General features: G+C 69.9%; 2 protein-coding genes. Both read right to left on the bottom strand.

Annotated features, from left to right (window positions below):
* Positions 1-62: 62 nt before the first annotated feature.
* Positions 63-272, bottom strand: coding sequence for an MbtH family protein (locus ACFWY9_RS15650; protein ID WP_378322644.1), 210 nt, complete (start codon positions 270-272; stop codon positions 63-65).
* Positions 272-24,037: a non-ribosomal peptide synthase/polyketide synthase gene (locus ACFWY9_RS15645; RefSeq protein ID WP_378339133.1), complete on the bottom strand. Its 23,766-nt coding sequence runs from the start codon at positions 24,035-24,037 to the stop codon at positions 272-274. The genes ACFWY9_RS15650 and ACFWY9_RS15645 overlap by 1 nt, the downstream gene beginning before the upstream one ends.
* Positions 24,038-24,053: the final 16 nt, after the last annotated feature.

The following is a 24,053-nucleotide window of genomic DNA, read 5'->3' as shown; positions in this document are numbered from 1 at the left end:
ACGCGAGTTACGCGTCCAATCACGCGAGTTCGCGTTTCAGACACGCGAGTTACGTGGTTTGGTCAGGACTCCATGGCCTTGATGAGGGACTTCGGGCGCAGGTCGGTCCAGTTCTGTTCGACGTAGTCGAGACAGGACTGGCGGGTGCCGGGGCCGAAGGCCGACGTCCAGCCCGCGGGGATCTCGACGAACTCGGGCCACAGGCTGTGCTGGCCCTCGTCGTTGACCAGTACGTGGAAGGTGCCGTCGGGGTTTTCGAACGGGTTGGTCATCAGTTCTCCTTCTTCGTGAGATCGTCGGCGCGCCGGATGAGCGCGCCCAGTGCCCGGAACCAGGTTTCCGCCAGATCCCGCACCGACTCCTCGGTCAGCACGGAGTCCGGCCACGACCAGTACGCGCCGAGCTCCGGGCCGCCCGTGCGGTCCTCGGTCAGCGCGTTGACCGTGAGGCTGTGTGTCACCGGCTTCCCCGGGTCTGCTCCCAGGTCGGCGGCGTCGGCTTCCGGCGCGTACGACCAGTCCGTCTCTTCCGGATGGCCGAACCGGCCCATGTAGTTGAACTCGATCTGCGGCGCGGGCAATCCGGCCAGTTCGCGACCGGTCTCCGGGTTCAGATAGCGCAGCAGGCCGAATCCGACGCCGGACGCCACCAGTTCGTCCAGATGAGACCGGACCCGGTCGAGCGCGGCACCGGCGGCCGCGCCGCCCGCGAACGCGTCGGCGAGATCGACCGGGCCGGCGTCAAGACAGACCGGGACGACGCTGGTGAACCAGCCGACCGTCCGCGACAAATCCGCGCCACCGGCCAACTCCTCCTCGCGGCCGTGGCCTTCCAAGTCGACCAGCACCGCCGTGGCCGCTCCCCCGCCGTGACGCTGTCGCCAGTCCGCGACCGCGAGCGCGAGCCCCGTGAGCAGCACGTCGTTCACCGTGGCCCGGAAGGCCGCGGGCACCCGGCCGAGCAATGGCCCGGTCAGCTCCGGCGGCAGGGTGAGCGACAACGACCGCAGCGTCCCCTCGACGTCGCGGGTGTGGTCGAGCGGCCGGTCCACCGGGATGGGCGCGCCTCCGCTCAGCACCGACTTCCACCGCGTCAGCTCGGACGCCCGGGTCGCGTCCACGGCACGCTCGGCCAGTGCCTCGGACCAGCGGCGGAACGAAGTGTCCACAGGGGACAGTTCCGGGGTCCTGCCCGCGGAGACCGCCTCCCACGCGGCGGCGAGGTCGGGCAGGATGACACGCCACGACACCCCGTCGATCACCAGGTGATGGATCAGGATCAGCAGCCGCCCCGGCTCCTCCGGACCGGCGTCGAACCAGGTCGCGCGCAGCATCGCGCCCGCGTCCGGGTCCAGCCGATCCCGCGTCGCGCGGGCGTGTTCAGCGATCACAGTGTCCAAATCGGACACCTCCGCGACGTCGACCCGGTCGATCCAGTTCGCGACATCCACCGGCCCCGGAACCCGTAGCGCCCATTCGTCGGGCGCACGATCCAGCCGCGCGCGGAGCATCGCGTGCCGGTCGACCACCGCTTGGAGCACAGCGGTCAGCCGATCGCGATCGAGACTCGCCGGAGTACGAAGCAGCGCCGCTTGATGGTAGCCCGCGATCGGGCCGCCCAGCTCCCGCATGGCGTGCATGATCGGCGTGAGGCCGACCGTGCCGGTCCCGTCGTCCCGCGGCCCGGTCGTGGCGGTGACTTCGGTGGCGACGTCGGCCAGCCCCGCGACCGTCCGGTACTGGAAGACGTGCCGAGGGGAGATCCGCAGACCGGTCGCCCGCGCCCGGCTGACCAGCTGCATCGCGACGATGCTGTCGCCGCCGAGCGCGAAGAAATCGTCCTCGACACCAAGTCCGGGGACGCCGAGGACTTCGGCGAACACCGCGCACAACGCCTTCTCCCGCGCGGTCTCCGGTGCCCTGCCCGACACGAGTTCGCGGTAGTCCGGCTGCGGCAGCGCGGCCCGGTCGAGCTTGCCGTTCGCCAGCACCGGAAGCGCGGGCAGCACCACGAACGCCGCCGGGACCAGATAGTCCGGAACCGTGTCGCTCACGTAGGCGCGCAGCTTCGCCGAGTCCACCGTGGATCCGGCGAGCGGGACCACGTAGGCGACGAGCTGTTTCAGCCGGGGCCGGTCCTCACGCACCACCACGACCGACCGCGCGACCGCCGGATGCCGGTCCAGCACCGCTTCGACCTCGGCGGGCTCGATCCGGAACCCGCGGATCTTCACCTGGTCGTCGGCGCGGCCGCCGAAGTCGAGACGGCCGTCCTCGGTCCAGCGGGCGAGATCACCGGTGCGGTACATCCGGCCGCCCGCGTCGCCGAACTCCGCGCCGAACGGGTCGGCGACGAACCGCTCGGCGGTCAGCCCCTGCCTGCCCAGATATCCCCTGGCCAGGCCCGCCCCGGCGAGGTACAGCTCGCCCGTGACACCCGGTGGCACCGGGCGCAGCGCGCCGTCGAGCACATAGGCCCTGGTGTTCGCGACCGGCCGTCCCACGAGTGGGCGTGTGCTGTCCGCGACCCTCGCGACCAGCGCGTCCACCGTGGATTCCGTGGGGCCGTAGAGGTTGAACGCCTCGGTGCCGTCCAAAGTGGCCAAACGATGCCACAGCTGTTCCGGCACCGCCTCGCCGCCCACCCCGACGACGGCGAGCGGGCAGCGGTCGCCATCGAGCAGCCCCGCCTCGGCCATCTGCGCGAAGAACGACGGCGTGACCTCGATGAAGTCGAACCCGTCCCGCCGGATCATCGCGGCCAGCAGCTCCGGATCACGCTGTGCTTCCTCGTCGACGACGTGCACGGCGTGCCCGTCGAGCAGCCACAGCTGCGGCTGCCAGGAGGCGTCGAAGGAGAACGACCAGGCATGGCCGACGCGCAGGTGCGTACGTCCGGTCTTCGCGATCGCCGGCCGGTACAGCGTCTCGCGATGGCTGTGGAACAGATTGGCCAGGCCACGGTGGGTCACCACGACACCCTTCGGAGTCCCTGTCGAACCGGACGTGTAGATCACGTACGCCGGGTTCTCCTGACGTAACGGTTTCCACCGGTCCTCATCGGACAGATTGTGAGCCGGAAGGTCCAGCATGGACAGTTCCGGCAACGACAAAGTGTCCACTTCGGATGTCGTGAACGAACCGGACACCGCCGGATCGGTGAGCAGCAGCCGGGGACGCGCGTCGGCGAGCATCGCCGTGAGCCGTTCGGCCGGGTAGGCGGGGTCGAGCGGCAGGTAGGCCGCCCCTGCCTTGTGCACGGCCAGAATCGCGAGCAGTGTTTCCGCCGACCGGGGCAACGCCAACGCGACTACCGTCTCGGGTCCGGCACCGCGCTCCACCAGCGCCCGCGCCAGCCGGTTGGCTCGCGCGTTCAGCTCCGCGTACGTCCACGACGTCGTCCCGCTCACCACCGCCACCGCGTCCGGTGAGCGGCGGACCTGAGCTTCGAACAGACCGGCCACTGTGGACGGCTCGACCTCGGCCGCGGTGGCGTTCCAGCACTGGACGATCCGCCGCCGCTCGGCGGCGCTCAGGACGTCGACCGCGCCGATCGTCCTGTCCACATCGGACACCAGAGCACGGAGGACCAGTTCCATCGCCGTCAGCAACCGCCGCGGCACGGCGTCGTCGAACAGGTCCGCCCGATATTCGGCGGTCAGCTTCAGCCGCTCGCCCGGCTCGACAGCCCAGGTCAGCGGGTAGTGCGTGGCGTCTTCGTGCCGGACGATCTCGGCACGAAGGCCTTGGCTGCCTTCGGGTTCCGCGGCGCCAGGATAGCTTTCGAACACGATCAGCGTGTCGAACAGCTCGCCCAGTCCGGCGGTTCGCTGGATGTCGGCGAGCCCGAGGTGCTGGTGCGGGATCAGCGCCGACTGCTCGTCCTGGAGCCGGTCGAGCACCTCGCCCACCGTTTCCGCCGGGTCGAACCGCACCCGGACCGGGACGGTGTTGATGAACAGGCCGATCATCCGGTCGGCTCCGGCCAGTTCCGGCGGCCGTCCCGCGACGGTGGCACCGAACACGACGTCGGTCCGTCCGGTGAACCTGCCGAGCAGCACCCCCCAGGCCGTCTGGACGAGCGTGTTCACCGTCAGGCCCCGGTCACGCGCGGCCGCTGTGAGCGCCCAAGTGTCCTCAGTGGACAATTCGAGCGCACGCCGGTGGGGCAGTTCGGGAACCCGCTGAGGATCGGCGGGCACCAGGTGCGTCGGTTCGCCGAGCCCGTCGAGCGCCGCGCGCCAGGCCTCCTCGGCTGCCTCGGTGTCCTGGTCGGCCAGCCAGCTCAGGTAGGCGCGGTACGGCAGGGCCGGGAGCAGCGCGTCCCCGTGGGCGTACAACGCCAGCAGTTCGGCCAGCAACTGGGGAACCGACCAGCCGTCCAGCAGCAGGTGTTGGTGCGAGAACACGAGCCGGTACCGGTTCTCGTCCAGCTTGACCAGCAGGAACCGGAGCAGCGGCGCGGTCGCGGGATCGAACCGCCGTCCCTCGTGGGCGAGCTCGTCGGCGAAAGTGTCCGTAGTGGACAGATCAGCGTACCGCCACGGCACCTCGACTGCGCGCGGTACGAGAGCCACCGCCCGGCCCGAATTCAGGTAGCGGTAGCTCCCCCGGAGGTTCGGATGCCGCTCGACCAGTGCCTGGACCGCGGCCCGCAGGCGTTCCGGAACCACCTCGCCGTCGAGGTCGAAGGCGACCTGAACGGTGTAGACGTCGGGGCAGTCGGTGTCCATGGTGGCCAGGAACAGCAGGCCCGACTGCAGCGGTGTGAGCGGCCAGACCTCCGCCGTGTCCGGTGCGAGTGCCCAGATCTCCGCACGTTCCTCTTCGGTCAGCTCCAACAATGGCCGACCGTCCTCAGTGGATGGTGCGGAGAGCCGCTCCGTGGCAGCCTCGGCCAGCCCGGCGACGGTCCGGTGGCGGAACACGTCACGCGGACTCACCACCAGACCCGCGTCGCGGGCTCGTCCGGCCAGCTGCATGGCGATGATGCTGTCGCCGCCGAGCCGGAAGAAGTCGTCGTGGATCCCGACTTTCGCCAGGCCGAGCACGTCGGCGACGATCCCCGCGAGCGTGGTCTCGCGCGGCGTCCTCGGCAGGTCGTCGGTGACCGCGTCGGCGAAGTCCGGCGCGGGCAGGGCCCTGCGGTCGAGCTTGCCGCTGGGCGTGAGCGGCAGTTCCGCCACGGGCACCACCGCTGCCGGGACCATGTGCTCCGGCAGCACCGCGGCGGCATGCGTAAGCAACACGGCCTCGTCGGCAGCGGTGCTGAGCACCACGTACGCGACTAGCTGTCGCTGTCCCGGCCGATCCTCCCTGACGACCGTACGTGCTTGCGCGACAGCGGGATGTGACGCGAGTACGGCATCGATCTCGCCGAGTTCGATCCGGAAGCCACGGAGCTTGACCTGGTCGTCGGCTCGGCCGAGAAACTCCAGGTGGCCATCGGCGTTCCACCGCGCGAGATCGCCGGTGCGGTACATCCGCTCCCCCGGTGCGCCGTACGGATCGGCCACGAACCGCTCGGCAGTGAGCCCCGGCCGCGCGAGGTAGCCACGGGCGAGTTGCGCGCCCGCCAGGTACAGCTCGCCAGGCACCCCCGGTGGTACCGGCCGCAACGTCGCGTCGAGCACGTAGGTCCGGGTGTTCCACACCGGACGTCCAATAGGGACGGTGCCTGAGGTCGCGATGTGCGCCGCGGACGCCGTGACGTCGACGGAGGCCTCGGTCGGGCCATACAGGTTGTGTAGCTCGGCGTCGAGCACCTCGGAGAATCGAGTGACGACGTCAGGGGGCAGCGCTTCGCCACTGGCCATCACCTGCCGCAGGCCACGGCACCCGGCCGCACGTGGTTCGGCGAGGAAGACTTCCAGCATGGAGGGTACGAAGTGGACAGTGGTCACCTCGGCCCGCTGGATCAACTCGGCCAGATACGCCGGATCCTTGTGCCCCTCCGGCTTCGCCACGACCAGTGTCGCACCGGTGATGAGCGGCCAGAAGAACTCCCACACCGACACGTCGAAGCTCGACGGCGTCTTCTGCAGCACCCGGTCGTCCGTGGACAAACCGTACTCTGCCTGCATCCACACCAGACGGTTCACGACGCCCGCGTGCGGGATGACCACCCCCTTGGGGCGGCCCGTCGAGCCCGAGGTGTAGATGACGTAGGCCGGGTGTCGCGGATCGACGTCGACCGCCAAATCGGTCCCGTCGTAGGCGACCGACTCAGCGAACGGGGTCAGGTTTTCCAGCACGACCGCTGGGGTGGCGTCGGCCACCATCAGCGCGCGCCGCTCGGCCGGGTAGTCCGGGTCGAGCGGCAGGTAGGCGGCGCCTGCTTTGTGAATCGCGTACAACGCGACGATCAGTTCCACCGAACGTGGCAACGACACGGCCACGACCGACTCGGTGCGCACACCGTGGTCGATCAACCAGCGCGCCAGCCGGTTCGCCCGGGCGTTCAAGTCGCCATAAGACACCCGCTCGTCCTCGAATACTACCGCCGTCGCATCCGGAGTCCGCGAGACCTGTGCCTCGAACAGTCGCGGCAAGGAGACCGCGGGGACCTCCTGGCCTGTCGCGTTCCACTCGGTCAGCAGCGCCCGCCCGTCCTCGCCGAGAACATCGACCGCGCCGATCCGGGTCGCCGGGTCGGCGGCGATTTGCGTCAGTACGCGCAGCAGCCGTCCACCCAGCTCGACCACCGTGCCGTGGTCGAACAGATCCGCGCTGTACTCGATGGCACCGGAGATCCCACCGTGCGCCGCGTCTTCGAGGAAGCCGAACTCCAGGTCGAACTTCGCGACGTCGTGGTCGAAATCCTCCCGAGCCGCTGTGACACCCGGCAGGGCGAGACCGCCGGTGCCCGCGGGCAGATGCACGACCATGACCTGGAACAGCGGATGACGCGCCAGCGACCGCTCCGGGTTGACGGCCTCGACGAGCCGGTCGAACGGCAGATCCTGGTGCTCGAACGCGGCGAGGTCGGCCGCCCGCACGCGCCGGAGTACCTCGTCGAAGGCCGGGTCGCCGGAGAGGTCCGTCCGCAACACCAGCGAATTCACGAAGAAGCCGATCAGACCGGCGAGCCGCTCGTCGGACCGGCCGGAGACCGGTGCGCCGAGCGGGATGTCGGTTCCCGCGCCGAGCCGGTGCAGCAGAACCGCGACCGCGGCCTGCACCAGCATGAACATGCTCACGTCGTGCTCGCGGGCCACCGCGCGGAGCCGGTCGGCCAGCCCGGCGTCGATGGGGAAGGTCACCGTGCCACCGCGATGGCTCGCCTCCGCCGGACGCGGACGGTCCGTGGGCAGCGCCAGCTCCTCGGGCATCCCGGCGAGCGTGTCCCGCCAGAACTCCAGCTGCCGGACCATGACACTCGAATCGTCCTCTTCGGACCCGAGCATTTCACGTTGCCACATCGCGTAGTCCGCGTACTGCACAGGCAATGGTGTCCACTTTGGAGTGTCGCCGTCGAGCCGGGAGCGATAGGCCGTGGCCAGATCCGCCAGCAGCGGCCGCTCCGACCACTCGTCGGTGACGACGTGGTGGACCAGGATCAGCAGTACGTGTTCGCCGGACGGCAACGCGAACACCCGCACCCGGACCGGCGGCTGATCATCGAGGGCGAACGAGACGGACGCCTCACCGGTCAGACGGGCACGCAGCCCCTCCTCCGCGATCGACTCGACCGCGAAATCGAGTTCCACGGAGTCGAGCACGCGTTGGACCGCGACACCGCCGTGCGTCTCGAAGACCGTCCGCAACACCTCGTGCCGCGTGACGACGTCCCCGAACGCCACGCGGAGCACGTCGACGTCCACTGGCCCGGTGAGCCGCCAGGCAAGCGGAATGGTGTACGTCGCGGTCGGGCCTTCGAGCTGGTAGAGGAACCACAACCGCTGCTGCGCCGCCGACAACGGCACGTGGCCGGACCGCGCGACCGCGGTCAGGGCAGGCCGGGACTCCGCCGGTACGGCGAGCGTCGTGGCGAGCCGCGCGACAGTCCGCGCGTCGAACACCTGCCGGATGCCGACCTCGATGTTCAGCGCCGTGCGGATGCGCGCGACCAGCCGCATCGCCAGCAGCGAATGGCCGCCCAGAACGAAGAAATCGTCATCGGGACCGACGCTATCGACGTCGAGCACGTCCGCGAACAGGGCGCACAACGCCGTCTCCCGCGGTGTGGCGGGAGCGCGGCCGCGTCCCCCGCCGAAATCCGGTTCCGGCAGCGCCGCGCGGTCGAGCTTGCCGTTCGGCGTCAGCGGCAACTCGCCCAGGACGAGGATCGTGGACGGGACCATGTGCTCCGGCAGGCTCGCGCTCACTGCCGAACGCAGTTCTTCGGTGTCTACTGTGGACTCGGCGAGGACGTAGGCGACCAGCCGGTCGTCCTTGGCCACGACGACGGCGGCGGTGACCGCAGCGGCCGAGGTGAGCGCCGCTTCCACCTCCCCGAGTTCGACCCGGAAGCCTCGGAGCTTCACCTGGTGATCGACCCGGCCGAGGAACTCCAGCACGCCGTCACCGCTCCACCGCGCGAGATCACCCGTGCGGTACATCCGCTCTCCCTGCGCACCGAACGGATCGGCCACGAAGCGTTCGGCGGTGATCCCCGGGCGCGCGAGGTAACCGCGTGCGAGCTGGACACCCGCGAGGTACAGCTCCCCCGCGACGCCCGGCGGTACCTGCCGCAGGGCGGCATCCAGCACGTACGTCCGCGTGTTCCACACCGGACGTCCGATCGGGACGGTCGAGCCCGTAAACGGGGCGGTGGCGCGGTATGCGGTCACGTCGACCGAGGCCTCGGTCGGCCCGTACAGGTTGTGCAGCTCGGCGTCGAACACCTCGGTAAACCATGTCGCGAGGTCGGCTGGTAGGGCCTCACCGCTGCACAACACCCGACGCAGGGCGTCACACCGCGCTGATCCGGGTTCCTCCAGGAAGAGACGCAGCATGGATGGTACGAAGTGGACGGTCGTCACGCCGGCCCGCTGGATCAACTCGGCCAGATACGCCGGATCCCGGTGTCCCTCCGGCTTCGCCACCACCAGCGTGGCTCCGGTGATGAGCGGCCAGAAGAACTCCCACACCGAAACATCGAAGCTCGACGGCGTCTTCTGCAGCACCCGGTCGTCCGTGGACAAACCGTACTCGGCCCGCATCCACAGCAGACGGTTCACAATCCCGGCGTGCGGCACCACCACACCCTTCGGACGACCCGTGGAACCTGACGTGTAGATGACGTACGCCGGGCACTCCGGGTCGATCTCCACCGCCAGGTCGGAGTCGTCGTGGTCCGCCGACTCGGCGAACGGCGTCAGATCGTCCAGCACCACGGCCGGAGTGGCGTCGGCCAGCATGAAGGCGACACGCTCGGCCGGATAGTCCCGGTCCACCGGCAGGTAAGCCGCACCCGCCTTGTGAATCGCGTACAACGCGACGACCAGCTCCACCGAGCGGGGCACCGACACCGCCACCACCGAGCCCGCACCGACGCCACGATTCACCAGCCAGCGCGCCAGCCGGTTCGCGCGAGCGTTCAGGTCCATATAGGACACGCGCTCGTCCTCGAACATCACCGCGGTCGCGTCCGGAGTCCGCGTGACCTGCGCCTCGAACAATCGCGGCAAAGCAAGCGCGGGCACGTCGTGGCGTGTCGCGTTCCAGGACTCCAGCCGCGCCCGCTCGTCCGCGCTCAGCACGTCGAGGTCACCGAGTCGCGACGCCGGGTCCGCCGTCACCTGGGCCAGCAGACCGGCCAGCCGGGCGAGCAAACCCTCAGCCGTGCGCCGGTCGGCGCGATCGGCGGCGTACTCGAGCATCAGGGCACAGCGGCCCCGGGCTGCCTCGTCCACCAGCGTGAAGTGCAGGTCGAACTTGGCGGCGCCCTGGTCCGGTTCGAGCCATTCGGTCGCCATGCCGAGGACGTCGGGGTCACCGTCCGGCCGATAGTGATAGCCGACCATGACCTGGAACAACGGGTTCCGGCCGGGGAGCCGGGCCGGGTTGAGTTCTTCCACGACCCGTTCGAACGGCAGATCCTGATGCGAGAAGGCGGCGAGATCCGTGGCCCGCACCCGGTCGAGGAGTTCGGTGAACGTGGGTTCCCCGGAGACGTCGGTCCGCAACACGAGTGTGTTGACGAAGAATCCGACGAGGTCGTCGAGAGCCGCATCGGTGCGACCCGCGACCGGGGCGCCCAGCGGGATGTCGTCGCCCGCGCCGAGGCGGTGCAGCAACGCCGCCACCGCGGCCTGCAACACCATGAACAGGCTCACCCCGGACTGCCCGGACAACGTCCGGAGGGCGTCGGCCAGCTCCGCGGGCAGCTCCAGCGCGACCTTGCCACCCTGCCCACCCGGCACGGCGGGACGCGCTCGGTCGAGCGGGAGCGGGATCTCCTCGGGCAGGCCGCGCAGCGCTCCGATCCAGAACGCCAGTTGCTCCGCCCCGTTATCGGCCAGGAAACGCCGCTGCCACAAGGCGAAATCCGCGTACTGAACCGGCAGCGATGTCCACTGCGGACGGTCACCGGTCAGTCGCGCCCGGTACGCCGTTGTCAGGTCGTCCAGGAAGGGGCGGTCGGACCATTCGTCGGTCGCACTGTGGTGCAGCACCATCGCGACCACGTGATCCTCCGCGGCCAGGCGCACCACATCGATCCGCGCGGGTAGCTCGGCGGTCAGGTCGAATCGACGGCGGGCCACAAAATCCAGCCGTGTGCCGAGGTCGGCTTCAGGGCATTCCGTCACCGAGAACGGCGGTTCCGGAGTGTCCACAATGCACTGATACGGCGTCCCGTCGACGTCGGTGAACACCGTCCGCAGGACCTCATGTCGTTCCAGTACATCGGCAAAAGCGGCTCGCAGCGCCTCGACGTCCAACGCGCCACGCAGCCGGACGACCAAGGGGTACGTGTACGCCGCTCCGTTCCCGTCCAGCTGTTCGACGAGCCACAAGCGTTGCTGCGCAGCGGAAAGCGGAATCCGCTCAGGCCTGACGGCCGCGACCACGGCGGGCCGGGCGGGCGCCCCGGTTCCGGCACGCCCGGCGAGGAGGGCGGGAGTCGGGGCCTCGAACAGATCCTTGATCGCCAGTTCGGCGTCCAGTTCGGTGCGGGCCCGGCTGATCAGCCGGGTCGCCAGCAAGGAATGTCCGCCCAGATCGAAGAAGTTGTCCTCGACGCCGACCCGTTCCAGCCCGAGGACGTCGGCGAAGAGGGCGCACAACGTCTCTTCCTCCGGAGTCTCGGCCGCGCGGCTTTCCGTGAGCGTGACCGCCGGTTCGGCGTCCGGCAACGCCCGGACGTTGAGCTTCCCGTTGTCCGTCAACGGCAGGCTGCCGAGTGTGACCAACGCGGCGGGAACCATGTAGTCCGGCAGTTCCCGCTTGAGTGCCTCGCGCAGTACCTGGACCAGCTCGGCTCCCCCGCGCGAGGCCGTCGGGCTGGTGGCGAACCGGGCGAGGTTCGTCCCGGTCGCCGCGGGGACGTAGAGACCCGAAACCGGTCCGTCCGAAGCAGACAGTCCGGAGTGGACGAACACCGCGTCGAACACACCATCGGCACCGGTCGACCAGGTCGTGTGCACGCCGTAGCCGAGCCGCTCTCCCAGCCGATGCACGGCTTCCGGCTCGACGCCGCCCCCGGAGTGAAAACGGTCGAGCACGTCAAGCAGTGAGACGCCGGCGTCCAGCGCGCGCATCGCCTCGAATTCGGCGGTCAACCGGGCGTCCGGAATCCGAGCGACGCGCAGCAGTTCGGGCGACTCCGCCAGCTTTCGCTCCAGCTCCGCGAAGACTCCCAGCTCGTCCCAGAGGATCCGCGGTGCCTGCGCGACGGACAACGAGTCGACGGGATCCTTCGTCAGCACGACGTCGTAGCGGTATCGGCTCAGCTCGTTGTGCAGTGCAGCCCGCTTGATCCGGACGTGGACGTCGACGCCGCCGAACGTCGGCCCGAGCGCGGCGAAGTAGTCCGGGTCGATCAGGAGTTCCTTCTCCAGCGCCGCGGCCCGTTCGATCGCCCGCCGCAGCCGCGCGACGTCCGAGGTGGCATCGGCCCTGGTCAGCTGGATCGCGGTGTGGAAGGACCTGGCCAGCCGCAGGTTCCGCACGTCGCCGACGAACAGTGAGCCGCCGGCGGCGAGCAACTCGGTCGCGGACCGGAGGACGTCGGTCAAGTAGTCGACACTCGGGAAGTACTGGATCACCGAGTTGAGTACGATCGTGTCGAAGTGCCCGCGCGGCAGGCCGTCGAACACGTGCGCGGGCTGCGCGCGTAGCGTGATCTTCGCGGCCAGCTCCGGCTCCGTCGCCAGCTCCTTGGTGAGCTTCGCGATCACCGGCGCGGCCAGGTCCGTGCCCCAGTACTCTTCGGCGACCGGCGCGAGCTGTCCCATCAGCAGCCCGGTACCGACGCCGATTTCCAGCACCCGGCGCGGTTTCAGCTCGCTGATCCGGGCCACCGTGGCGGACCTCCACTCACGCATGTGCGCCGGCGGGATCGGTTCACCGTCGTAGCTGGAGTCCCAGCCGGCGAAGTCCTCGGTGAACAACGCGGTCGGGATCTCGGTGTACTCGTCGGAGTAGATCTGCTGCCACTCCCCGACCTGCTCCGCCTCGGCCGCGTCGCGCGCGTCGCCGCTCAGCTCGGCGGGCACGACGTAGCCGACGAGCCGCTGCAGGCCCGGCGCCGAGGGATCGGGACGGGCGATGACCGCGGCCTGGGCGACCTGCGGATGCCGGGTCAGCGCGGTCTCGATCTCGCCGAGTTCGACTCGGTAGCCGCGGATCTTGACCTGGTCGTCGGTCCGGCCGAGGAAGTCGAGATTCCCGTCGGGGCGGCGCCGGACGAGGTCACCGGTGCGGTACATCCGCTCCCCCGGCGCACCGTACGGATCAGCCACGAATCGCTCCGCGGTCAGGCCGGGGCGGTTCAGATAGCCGCGGGCGATACCGGTGCCCGCGATGTACAGCTCACCCGCGACACCGTCCGGGACCGGCCGAAGCCAGGCGTCCACGATGTAGGCGCGGGTGTTCCAGATCGGCTTTCCGACGGTGGGGATGTCGCTGTCGGTCGTACCGCCGCCGAGCGTGTTGATCGTGTACTCGGTCGGGCCGTAGAGGTTGTAGCCGTAGGTTCCCTCGGTGTCCCGCAACCGGTTCCAGACCGATTCGGACACCGCCTCGCCGCCCAGCAGCACGAGCGCCGGCCGATGACTGCCGTCGCCGTCGTCCAGCAGGCCCTCTTCGATCAGCAGATGCGCGTAGGTCGGCGTGACGTTCACGACATCGATCCGGTGTTCGTCGCAATAGGACACCAGCGCGCGGGCATCGCGTCGCAGTTCCTCGTCGCAGACATGCACTTCGTGACCTTCGACCAGCCACAGCAGCTCTTCCCACGACATGTCGAAGGCGAACGACACGGTGTGCGCGATACGCAGCCCACGGCCGCCCGCCGAGGCGATCGCGGGGGCGAAGATCGCCTCCTGGTGGTTCAGCTGCATGTTGGTCAGGCCGCGATACGGAGTGACGACACCCTTCGGCTTCCCGGTCGAACCCGAGGTGTAGATGACGTAGGCCGGGTGTTCCATCCGGTCGGCGCGATCGCGCGAGAACAACGGACGTTCCGCGTCGGTGATCTCGCCACCGTCCAATGAGGACAGTTCGACGCCGACCTCGGCGGTGTCGAGGAGCACGCGGGGTATCCCCGATGGGAGTGCCGCGGCGACGTCCGAAGTGGACACCAGGCACAGCGGCTGCGCATCGTCCAGCATCATCGCGAGCCGGTCGGCCGGATAGTCCAGTTCGAGCGGCAGGTACGCCGCGCCGGTACGGAGCACCGCGAACAGGGCCACCACCATGTCGATCGACCGGGGCAGGCCGAGTGCGACCACCTCTTCCGGCGCGGCTCCCCTGACGAGCAGGAGCCGCGCCATCCGGTTGATGCGGGCATCGAGTTCCGCGTAGGTCAGCCGTTGCTCACCGAAGACGAGCGCGATCGTGTCCGGCGACCTGGCCGCCTGCCGGGCGAGCAGGTCCGCGACCGTGTCGGCGATCATCGGGTTCTCGCTGGACGCCCAGTCCGCCGCCAGTTCCGCGCGACGTCCGGCCGAGAGCGTATCGAGTGCTCCGACCGGCGCGGTGAGGTCGCCGATGAGTTGCTCCACAAGCGAAGTGAACCGGCCGAGCACATCCTCGACGGTCTCCGCGGCGAAGACATCGTCCCGATAGGACAGTGTGACCCGCAGCCGCGAACCCGGGGTCACCACGAGTGTCAGCGGGTAATGCGTCGCGTCGATGTTGACCATCTCGGTGATACCGTGCCGATGCCGGAGCCCGGCGAGACGATCATCACCGTCGGCGTTGCGCAGGACGAACAGCGTGTCGAACAAGGTCCGATGGCCGGACTCCCGCTGGAGTACACCGAGGCTCATGAACTCGTACGGTGTCAGGTCCATCCGCTCGGCCTGGACGCGGCGCAGCAGGTCGAGCACGGATTCGCCGGGGCTCAGACGGACCCGTGTGGGCACCGTGTTGAGAAAGAGCCCGATGGTGCTCTCGATGTCCGGGACGGCCGCCGGGCGGCCAGCCACCGCGGCGCCGAACACGACGTCCTGACGGCCGGTCATGGTGGACAGCACGAGCGCCCAAGCCGCGTTCAGCACCGAGTTCACCGTGAGACCGTGCCGCCGGGCCTGCTCTCGCAGCCGGTCGGTGAGTTCCGCCGGCAGCAGGGTGTCGACCGCTACCGGGGTGACCGGCTCCCTGCCCTGGGTGTCCGGGCCGATAAGGGTCGGCTCGGACAAGCCGGCGAGCGCGTCCCGCCAGGCTCCGGCCGCGGCCTCGACGTCCTGTTCGGACAGCCAGGACAGGTAGTCCACATAGGAACCTGCGGCGGGCAGGGCACGGTCGTCACCGGACAGTTCGTAGAGCGCGAAGAGCTGCTCGATGAACAACCACGCCGACCAGCCGTCCCACAGCAGGAGGTGCCGGTTCACCAGGACCCGGTCACGGCCCTCGCCGAGCCGGATCAGGGTGAGCCGGAACAGCGGCGGCACGGCCAGATCGTACCTCGTGGTGCGATCCTGCTCGACGATCTCGGCGAGCCGATCCCGGCGGTCCGCTTCGGACAGTCCGCTGAGGTCCACTTCGGACACCGGTGAGGCGAACTCGGCGGTGACGAACTGGACCGGGCCACGCAGGCCGTCGCTGGTGAATCCGGCCCGCAGGCTCGGTGTGCGGCGCAGCATGGCCGCGCACGCGGCCCGCAGCCTGCCGGCGTCCAGTTCGCGGTCGAAGTCGATGACCTCTTGGATCGTGTAGATGTCGACGCGGGCCTGGTCGTAGCTGGAGTGGAAGAAGAGGCCTTCCTGGAGCGGCGACAACGGCCAGATGTCGACCAGGGGGTGAGCGGCCAGCCCGGTGACGCGGTCGATCTCCGCCTGGTCGAGTTCGGTCAGTGCCAGGTCCGACGGGGTCAGCGTGACCACTTCCGCCGTGTCCGCCGCCGCGAGCGCCCGGAGTGCGTCAAGCCAGCTCTCGGCGAGCGCGACGGCGTCGGCCGGACCGGCGAAGGTGGCGACCAGGCGAGGCCCCGCCTCGGTGTCCTCGCAGGTCACGCCGACACGCAGAGTGTGCTCACCGGCGGGCGCCGACGTCTGCCGCACGAACGACCAGTCCTCGCCGCCCATCGGGACCCGGCCCACGTAACGCAGGAGGACCTGAGGCCGCGCCGACCGCGCGAGCAGCGGAGCAGTCTGCGTGTTCAGGTACCGCAGCAGCCCGTAGCCAACACTGTCCGGCGTGGTGCGGACGATCTCCTTGACCTGCTTGAGGATTTCCAGCGGCTCCCCCACACCGGCCAGCCGCACCGGACGTGCGTCGTGTACCGCGCCGACCGTCCTCGCCAGCTCGCGCGGACGGCCCTGGACCTCGACCAGGACGTCCCCGGCTGCCTGTTTCAGCGCCGCCAGCAGCACGTCCGTGACGTCTACGCGCACGACGTCGGACAAGACTTCGACGATCTTCCTGCTGTCCTCAGTGGACAATGCGAAGGTGCGTTCGACCTGGTTCCCGGTCTCGGGCAGGGGTTCCGTGCTCGTGAGAAGGTCCGCCCAGCGTTCGAAGTCGGCGAGCGTCTGCGGGCTGTGAGCCCGTTCGGCGATCCGCCGGGCGTGGGTACGCAGCGAAGTCTCGATCGAGTCGAACGCCGGTCGGCGGCCTTCGCTGACGGCCGCCCACGCCACCGCGAGGTCGTCCGCGATCGTGGGCCACGACCACACGTCCAGCAGCAGCGGATGTGCGACGAGAAGCAGTTCGGCCTCCGCGTCGGACCACACCGCCTGGAGCAGGATACCCGCGTCCGGGTCAAGCCTGGCAGCGGCTTCGGCGAACGTTTCGTCCGTGATTTCGCCACGTCGCAGCAGATCGGCCGCGGACACCGCGCCGATGGGCTGGGTTTCCAGCGACCACAGCACGGACGCGACGCGGGTACGCTTGAGTCGCAGACCGTCGTGGTGGTCCAGCACCGATTGCACAGCGGCGGCCAGTGTCTCGATGTCCGCCGCGGCAGGCGTCCGGAGCACGACGGACTCGGGCACCGCCGCGTCTCCGAGTTCGCGCAGGCGATGCGCGGCGGGCAGCAGCGGAACGTCACCTACACCGTCCACATCGGACGGTGATGCGACAGTTTCCAGTAGTTCCGCAGGACCGCCCAACGCGGCGAGCGCGGCCGGGGTGCGATGGTCGAACACGTCCTTCGGGCTCAGTGCGAAGCCCGCCTTCCGGGCCCGGCTGGACACACTGATCGACGAGATGCTGTCACCGCCGAGCAGGAAGAAGTCCGCGTCGGCACCGACGTCCGCCAGCCCGAGCACCTCGGCGAAGATCCCGGCCAGTAGCCGTTCCCTGCCGTCGCGGGGTGCGGCGACCTGGCCGGTTTCCGGAACGGCGGGTGCGGGGAGCGCCCGGCTGTCGAGCTTCCCGCTCGGAGTCAGCGGGAACTCGTCCAGCACCATCAGCGCACTGGGCACCATCGGCGCGGGCAACGCCTCGGACAGCGCCGTCCGCAGCGGTGTGACCTCGGCGGATCCGGTTGCGTAGCCGACGAGCGCGCCGTCGCGAGCCACGACCGCCGCCGCTGTCACCCCCGGCTGAGCGGCGATGACCGCCTCGATCTCGCCGAGTTCGATCCGGTTGCCGCGGATCTTGACCTGCCGGTCGGTACGCCCGAGGTACTCCAGTTCGCCGTCGGCGCGACGGCGCACCAGGTCGCCGGTGCGGTAGAGCCGCCCGCCGGGTTCGCCGAACGGATCGGCGACGAACCGTTCGACGGTGAGCCCTGGCCGTCCGTGGTAGCCCCTGGCGAGCTGGACACCGGCGAGGTACAGCTCGCCCGCGACGCCGTCGGGCACCGGCCGGAGACAGGTGTCGAGCACGTGGAGGCGGGTGTTCCACACCGGACGTCCAATGGGGACGGTCGTCCCGGAACCGCCGTGGCAGGCGAAATACGACACGTCGACAGCGGCCTCGGTCGGGCCGTAGAGGTTGTGCAGCGGGACGCCGGTCAGCGCACGCCACCGCTCGGCGGCTTCGCCGGGCAGTGCCTCACCGCTCGCGAACACGTGCCGGAGGTGATCGGCCCAGCGTGGATCGTCCGTGACCTCCTCCGCGCCAAGGAAGGCGGTGAGCATCGACGGCACGAAATGCAGGGTGGTGACCCGCTGTTCGCGGATCAGCCCGGCAAGGTAGGCCGGGTCGCGGTGACCGTCCGGCTTGGCGAGCACCACCGCCGCGCCCTCGCACAGGGCCCAGAAGAACTCCCACACCGAAACGTCGAAGCTCGACGGGGTTTTCTGCAGTACCCGGTCGTTTCCGGCGAGGCGGTACTCGTGCTGCATCCAGGCGAGCCGGTTCGCGATGGCGCGGTGGGTGACCACCACACCCTTGGGCCGTCCGGTCGAACCGGAGGTGTAGATCAGATAAGCGGCGTTGTCCGGATCCGGCGGCGCCGGGACGGCATCGGGCGCTTCCGGGCCGGTCACCGGCACCGAAGTCACACCTTCGACCACGGGAACCCGGTCCACGGTGCCGGGTTCCGTGACGACGAGCTTCGCACCCGAGCCGGTGAGCATGAACGTCAGCCGGTCGGCCGGGTAATCGAGGTCGATCGGCAGATACGCGGCGCCGGATTTGAGCACGCCCAGCAGCGCGATCATCAGTTCGGCCGAGCGTGGGACGGTGACTCCGACCACGTGCTCCGGACCCGCTCCCAGCGTGCGCAACCGCCGCGCGAGTGCGTCCGACTGTGCGTCGAGCTCCGCATAGGACAGCTCCGCGCCTTCGAAAATCACTGCGGGGGCATCGGGTGTCTTCGCGACCTGATCCGCGAAGGCGGAAACCAGGGTGCGTTCGGGGATCGTCACCGCGGTCGCGTTGATCTCCGCGACCCGTGACAGCTCAGACGGTGATGCGATGTCCACATGGGACACGAGCTGATCGGCGTCGGCCGCGATCGTTTCGAGCACACGGAGGAATCGTTCGGCGAGCCGTTCCGCCGCGTGCGCGTCGAGGCGAGCCGCGTCGAATTTCAGGCTGAAGTCCAGGGTCTCGCCCGGTGTGGCGATGAGGGCCACCGGGAAGTGCACGGCGTCGTTGACTTCGACACCGCTGACCGTCAGCGCACCGCTCTGATCGCTGTCCCGTGGGTAGTTCTCGACCACCACCAGCGTGTCGAACAGCTCTTCCTGCCCGGTTCCGGCGAGGCGCTGGAGTTCGGCGAGCCCGAGGTGCTGGTGGTCCAGCAACGCCGTCTGCTCGTCCTGTAGCCGCCGCAGGACCGTCGTCAGGGTGTCCGAACCGGACCAGCGCAGCCGGACCGGAAGCGTGTTGATGTAGAGGCCGACCGCCGATTCGATGCCCGCCACCCCGGCGCCACGGCCTGAGACCGTGCTGCCGAAGACCAGGTCGTCGCGTCCGGTGAGCCTGCCGAGCAGCAGGCCCCAGGCGCCGTGCAGCAGCGTGCCGAGCGTCAGGCCGCGTTCCCGGCCGAGCGTGCCCAGCTTCCCGGTGACGTCTTCGCCGAGAGAGATGTGGATCTTCGCGGAACGGCGCGGAGCTGTCCCCCTCGGCGTCTCGACCAGCCGGGTGGGTTCCTCGATCCCGGCCAGCGCGTTCTCCCACGCTCGCCGGGCGGAGTCGGAATCGCGGCCCGCCAGCCAACGGAGGTAGTCCGCCCGCGAACTGGGGGCGGGCAGCGCGTCCTGGTTGTCGTAGCGGGCGAGGATTTCCCGCACCATCACCACCACCGACCAGCCGTCGGCGACGATGTGGTGGAAGGTGAGCGCCAGCCTGCTGCGGTCTTCGCTGATGCGGACCAGCGTGGCGCGGAGCAACGGCGGCCGATCGAGCGCGAACCGGCGCGTCCGGTCGGCTTCGAGTGCCGCCGTCGCGCGATCCGGGCCGGGGCTGTCCCGCACGTCCACCTCGCGCCACGGCAGCTCGGCGTGTCCGGCGACGACCTGGACGACCCGGCCGTCGTCGAGCAGGCGGAAGCCGGAACGCAGCGATGTGTGCCGGTCGAGCAGGTCCTGCACCGCGCGGCGCACCGCCGTCGGGTCGAGCGGGCCGCGCAGGTCGAACACCTCCTGCACGGTGTACACATCGGACTCTTCGGTGTCGAACGCCGCGTGGAAGTAGAAACCTTCCTGCAACGGCGTCACCGGCAGGACTTCCTCGTACGCACCGAGCGCGTCGGCGTCCGCTGTGGACAGTTCCAGCAGCGGACTGTCCACGGCGGGCTCGGCGACCACCTCGGTGGCACAGGCGGCGAGCGCTTCCGCGGTGCGATGCTGGAACACCTGACGTGGCGTGATCACCAGGCCCCGTTCGGCGGCGCCGAGCACGAGGCGGATCGATTGGATACTGTCGCCGCCGAGCGCGAAGAAGTCGTCGTCCGCACCTGCCGAAGCAACGCCCAGCACCTCGGAGATCACCGCGCACAAGGCTTGTTCGCGCGGAGTGCGGGGCGCGCGACCACTGGCCAACGCCCCGAAATCGGGCTCCGGCAATGCCGCTCGGTCGAGTTTTCCGTTCGTCATCAAGGGCAGCCGGTCGAGCGCGACGAAGGCCGACGGAACCATGTAGTGAGGCAGGGCGTCTTCGACGCGGCTTCGCAATTCCTTCATCAGCCCGGCCGGATCACGGAAGACCGCGGGCACGTTGACGAAGGACGCCAGCGGCGCGTCCGCTCCGAGATAGTCGCCCCGGAGGTCCACAGTGGAATCCTCGTGGGCCAGCAGGAGGTCGAACGCGCCGTCCGTGTCCGGGCCGGACCAGGTCGCGACGCCCCGGTAGCCCGCCGCGGCGGCCAGTTCGAGGAGCACGTCCGGATCGGCGGGCCGCCCGGTCGCGGCAGGCAGCCCGGCACCGAGTCCGCGCAGCGCCGAAAGGTCGGCGGTCAGCCGATCGTTGGGCACGGCCGCGACGCGCAGGGTCTCCGGACGCCGGGTGCTCAGGTGCTCGGTCAGGGCGCCTGACGAGCCCAACTCGGCCCACGGTACGACCGGGCACTCCTGCGATCGCGCGGCAGTGGTCCGCAGGACGACGTCGTAGCGGTAGCGGCTCAGTTCGTTGTCGTACCCGGCGCGTTTGAGCCGGACATCCGCCTCGGCGATCCCGTCCGCATGCCGAGTCAGCGCCGGGAAGAAGCCCGGATCCACCAGTAGTTCGTCTTCCCAGCGGACAGCCGTGTCGACAGCGTCCAAAGTGGCCGAACCGGCACCGACCGCGACACCGGCCCGCAACGCGCGCAGCAGCCGCAGGTTCCGGACGTCGCCGACGAACACGACGCCGCCCGGGGCGAGCAGCTCGACGGCCTGACTCAGCACGTCGGCGAGGTAGTCGGCGCTCGGGAAGTACTGGATGACCGAGTTGAGCACGATCGTGTCGAAATGCCCGCCGGGGAGATCGCCGAGGTCATGGGCGGGCGCCGCGTGCAGCCGGACCTTCTCCGCCAGCTCCGGTCGTTCCGCGACCCGCCGCCGGAGGAGATCGACGACCTCTTCGGACAGGTCGAGCCCCCAGTACTCGTCGACGTCCGGGGCGATCCGGGAGAGGATCAATCCACTGCCCACACCGATCTCCAGCACCCGGCGTGGCCCGAGCGCCCTGATCGAATCCACTGTGGACTCACGCCAGGCACGCATTTCCTCCAGCGGCAACGGTTCTCCGTCGTAGGTGGAGTTCCAGCCGGTGAAGCCCTCTTCGAACGGGTCGCGGTCGGCGACCGAGTAGAGCAGTTCGTGCACGCTCTTCCAGCGCTCGACCTGAGCGGCTTCCCGCTCGGCATCGCGCTCGCCCGCCGAATCGGTGGTGGGCACCACATAGGCGACGAGCCGCCGGTCCCCCGGGCTCACCTCGCGCGGCACCACGGCCACCGAGGCGACCGCGGGATGGGCCACGACGACCGATTCGATCTCGCCGGGTTCGATGCGGAACCCGCGGATCTTGACCTGGTGATCGGCGCGGCCGAGGAAGTCCAGCTCGCCGTCGGCGCGCCAGCGCACCCGGTCACCGGTGCGGTACATGCGTTCGCCGGCGCCCGCGAACGGGTCCGCCACGAACCGTTCCGCCGTAAGGCCGGCGCGGCCCACGTAACCGCGGGCCAGGCCACGACCGCCGACGTAGAGTTCGCCCTCGACGCCGACCGGCACCGGGCTGAGCGCGGTGTCGAGCACGTAGCACCGGGTGTTCGGGTCCGGGTGCCCGATCGGGATCGGGCCTGTCCAGTCCGCTTCGGCCGGCCAGAGCGTGGAATTCACCGTCGCCTCGGTGAGCCCGTACGCGGCGACGACGCGCAGGTCGCGGGCCCAGCGGGCGATCAGGTCCGGCGGCACGGTCTCGGTGCCCACGATCAGCGTGGCGCCGCGTGGCAGCGTGCATTCCCGCGGCAGCGCGGCCACCAGCGACGGCGGCAGGATCATGTGGGTCGCGGCGTGCTCGGTGATGTAGCCGGTCAGCTCGACGCCGGCGACGCGGCGGTGCGCGGGCACCAGGATCAGCCTGCCGCCGACGCACAGCGACATCACCAGATCCCACACCGTGACGTCGAATCCGACCGAAGCGAACTGAACGACCCGGCTGTCCGGCCCGATCCCGATCCGCTCGGTCGCCGTCACGATCAGGCTGCCGATACCGTCGTGGGACAGCACGACGCCTTTGGGGCGTCCTGTCGAACCCGAGGTGTAGATGACGTAGGCGGCGCCATCCAACCTCAGCCCGCTGACGTCTACTGTGGATGAGTCCAGTGTGGAGAGTTCTGCACGCACCGAAGCGTCGTCGAGCAACACGCGGTCTACTTCGGACCCGGCGGGCAACTGATCCGCGAGATCCACCGTGGACAGTATGAGACGTGCGCTCGCGTCGTCGAGCATGTAGGCCAGCCGGTCCTCCGGGTGGTCGAGGTCCAGTGGCAGATACGCCGCCCCGGCCTTGAGCACCCCCAGCAACGCGACCACGAGGTCGACCGAGCGGGGCAGCGCGACCGCGACGACGTCCTCGGTGCCGACGTCGCGGGCCTGCAGCAACCGGGCGAGGCGGTTGGCCGCGGCGTCCAGTTCGCGATAGCTGAGCCGTTCTTCCTCGCACACCACCGCGACGGCGTCCGGTGTCTTCGCCACCACCCGGCCGAACGCCGCGGGCCAGGTCAGCTCGGGTGCGTCGGCCGGATCGGCGCCGAACTCCGCCAGTACCCGGGCGCGTTCGGCCGCACTGAGCAGGTCGATCCCGGCGAGCGGCTGGTCCGTCCTGATGAGCAGCGCGTCGACGACGCTGGTCAACCGGCGCTCGTGGCCGACGAACTCCGCCGGGGTACAGACCCCCTCCAGATCGATCCGCAGACCATGTCCCTCGCCGGAATCGGTGATCGCGACCGCCAGATCGGTCACCGGGCCCAACGCGAGAGGGCGGACCGACGCCTGAGCAGTCCCGAAAGCGAGGCCGTTGCCCGTGGTCAGATGATTGACACCGAGACCCACCAGGTCGTGGATCCCGCCGGGCACACCGAGTTCCTTCGCCAGCTCCTCACCGCGATACCGGCCGTGTTCGACCAGCTCGCCGACCTCGGCTGCCACCGTCTCGATCAGCTGCGCGGGGGTGTGTTCCGGGCGCACGGTCAGCCGCAGGGGCAGCAGGTTCGCCGTCATCCCCGGCCTGCCCCGTGTCGCCTCGTCACGTGCCGCCACGGGCAGGCCGAGCACCAGGTCTTCGACACCGGTGACCCGGTGGGCGTAGGCCGCGACCGCCGCGATCGTCACACGGGACAGCCGCGTGCCCAGATTCCCCGCGAGCTTCCGCAGCGCACCGGTACGGGCCGCGGCGAGGACGAACCCGTGGCGGGCCGGGGCGCCGGAGCGTTCCACGAGCCGGACCGGATCCGGGCGCCCGGCCAGTTTTCCTTGCCAGTAGGCACGATCGGTCGCATGCTGCGCGGATTCCCGGTACGCCGCATCGGCGTCGGCGAGCACCGGGAGCGCCCAGCCGGGATCGTCGTCCGATCCGTTGTAGAGCGCCGCGGCCCTCCTGGTCAGCGCGAGCTGGCCGTGCGCGTCCATCACGAAGTGGTGGTAGCGCTGGAACCACACGACGTGCTCACGTCCGAGCGTCAGCACCGCGTGGGCGGTCAGCGGGCCCCGCGCCGGGTTCATGCCCGTCCCCAGCCGGTCGGACATCCACGCCTCCGCGGCCACGGACGGGTCCGCCTCGCCGGTCAGATCGACGACGTCGACGCCGGCCGACGGCGCCACCGGGTACTGGACCGGCGTGCCGCCGGCCATTCCGGCCGTCACGTGCAGGCATTCCGCCTCGGTGACCGCGCGGCGCACGGCGTCGCGGAGCCGGTCCAGGTCGATCGCGCCACGGATCTCCACGGACCAGGCGAGCCCGAAGTCCGGGCTCGCCTGGTCGAGCTGGTGCGCGTACCAGACCCCGGCCTGCGCCGCGGTGAGCGGGAAACCGGGCAGGACGCCGCGGGTCATCGATGCCTCCACGGGG

Origin of the sequence: Amycolatopsis sp. NPDC059027, from assembly GCF_042739735.1 — a bacterium.
Taxonomy (GTDB): Bacteria; Actinomycetota; Actinomycetes; order Mycobacteriales; family Pseudonocardiaceae; genus Amycolatopsis.
This window is presented reverse-complemented; position numbering and strand designations above follow the sequence as displayed.

Coding starts and splice junctions, on each gene's coding strand:
- ACFWY9_RS15650 (WP_378322644.1), bottom strand. CDS start 272: ATGACCAACCCGTTCGAAAACCCCGACGGCACCTTCCACGTACTGGTC.
- ACFWY9_RS15645 (WP_378339133.1), bottom strand. CDS start 24,037: ATGACCCGCGGCGTCCTGCCCGGTTTCCCGCTCACCGCGGCGCAGGCC.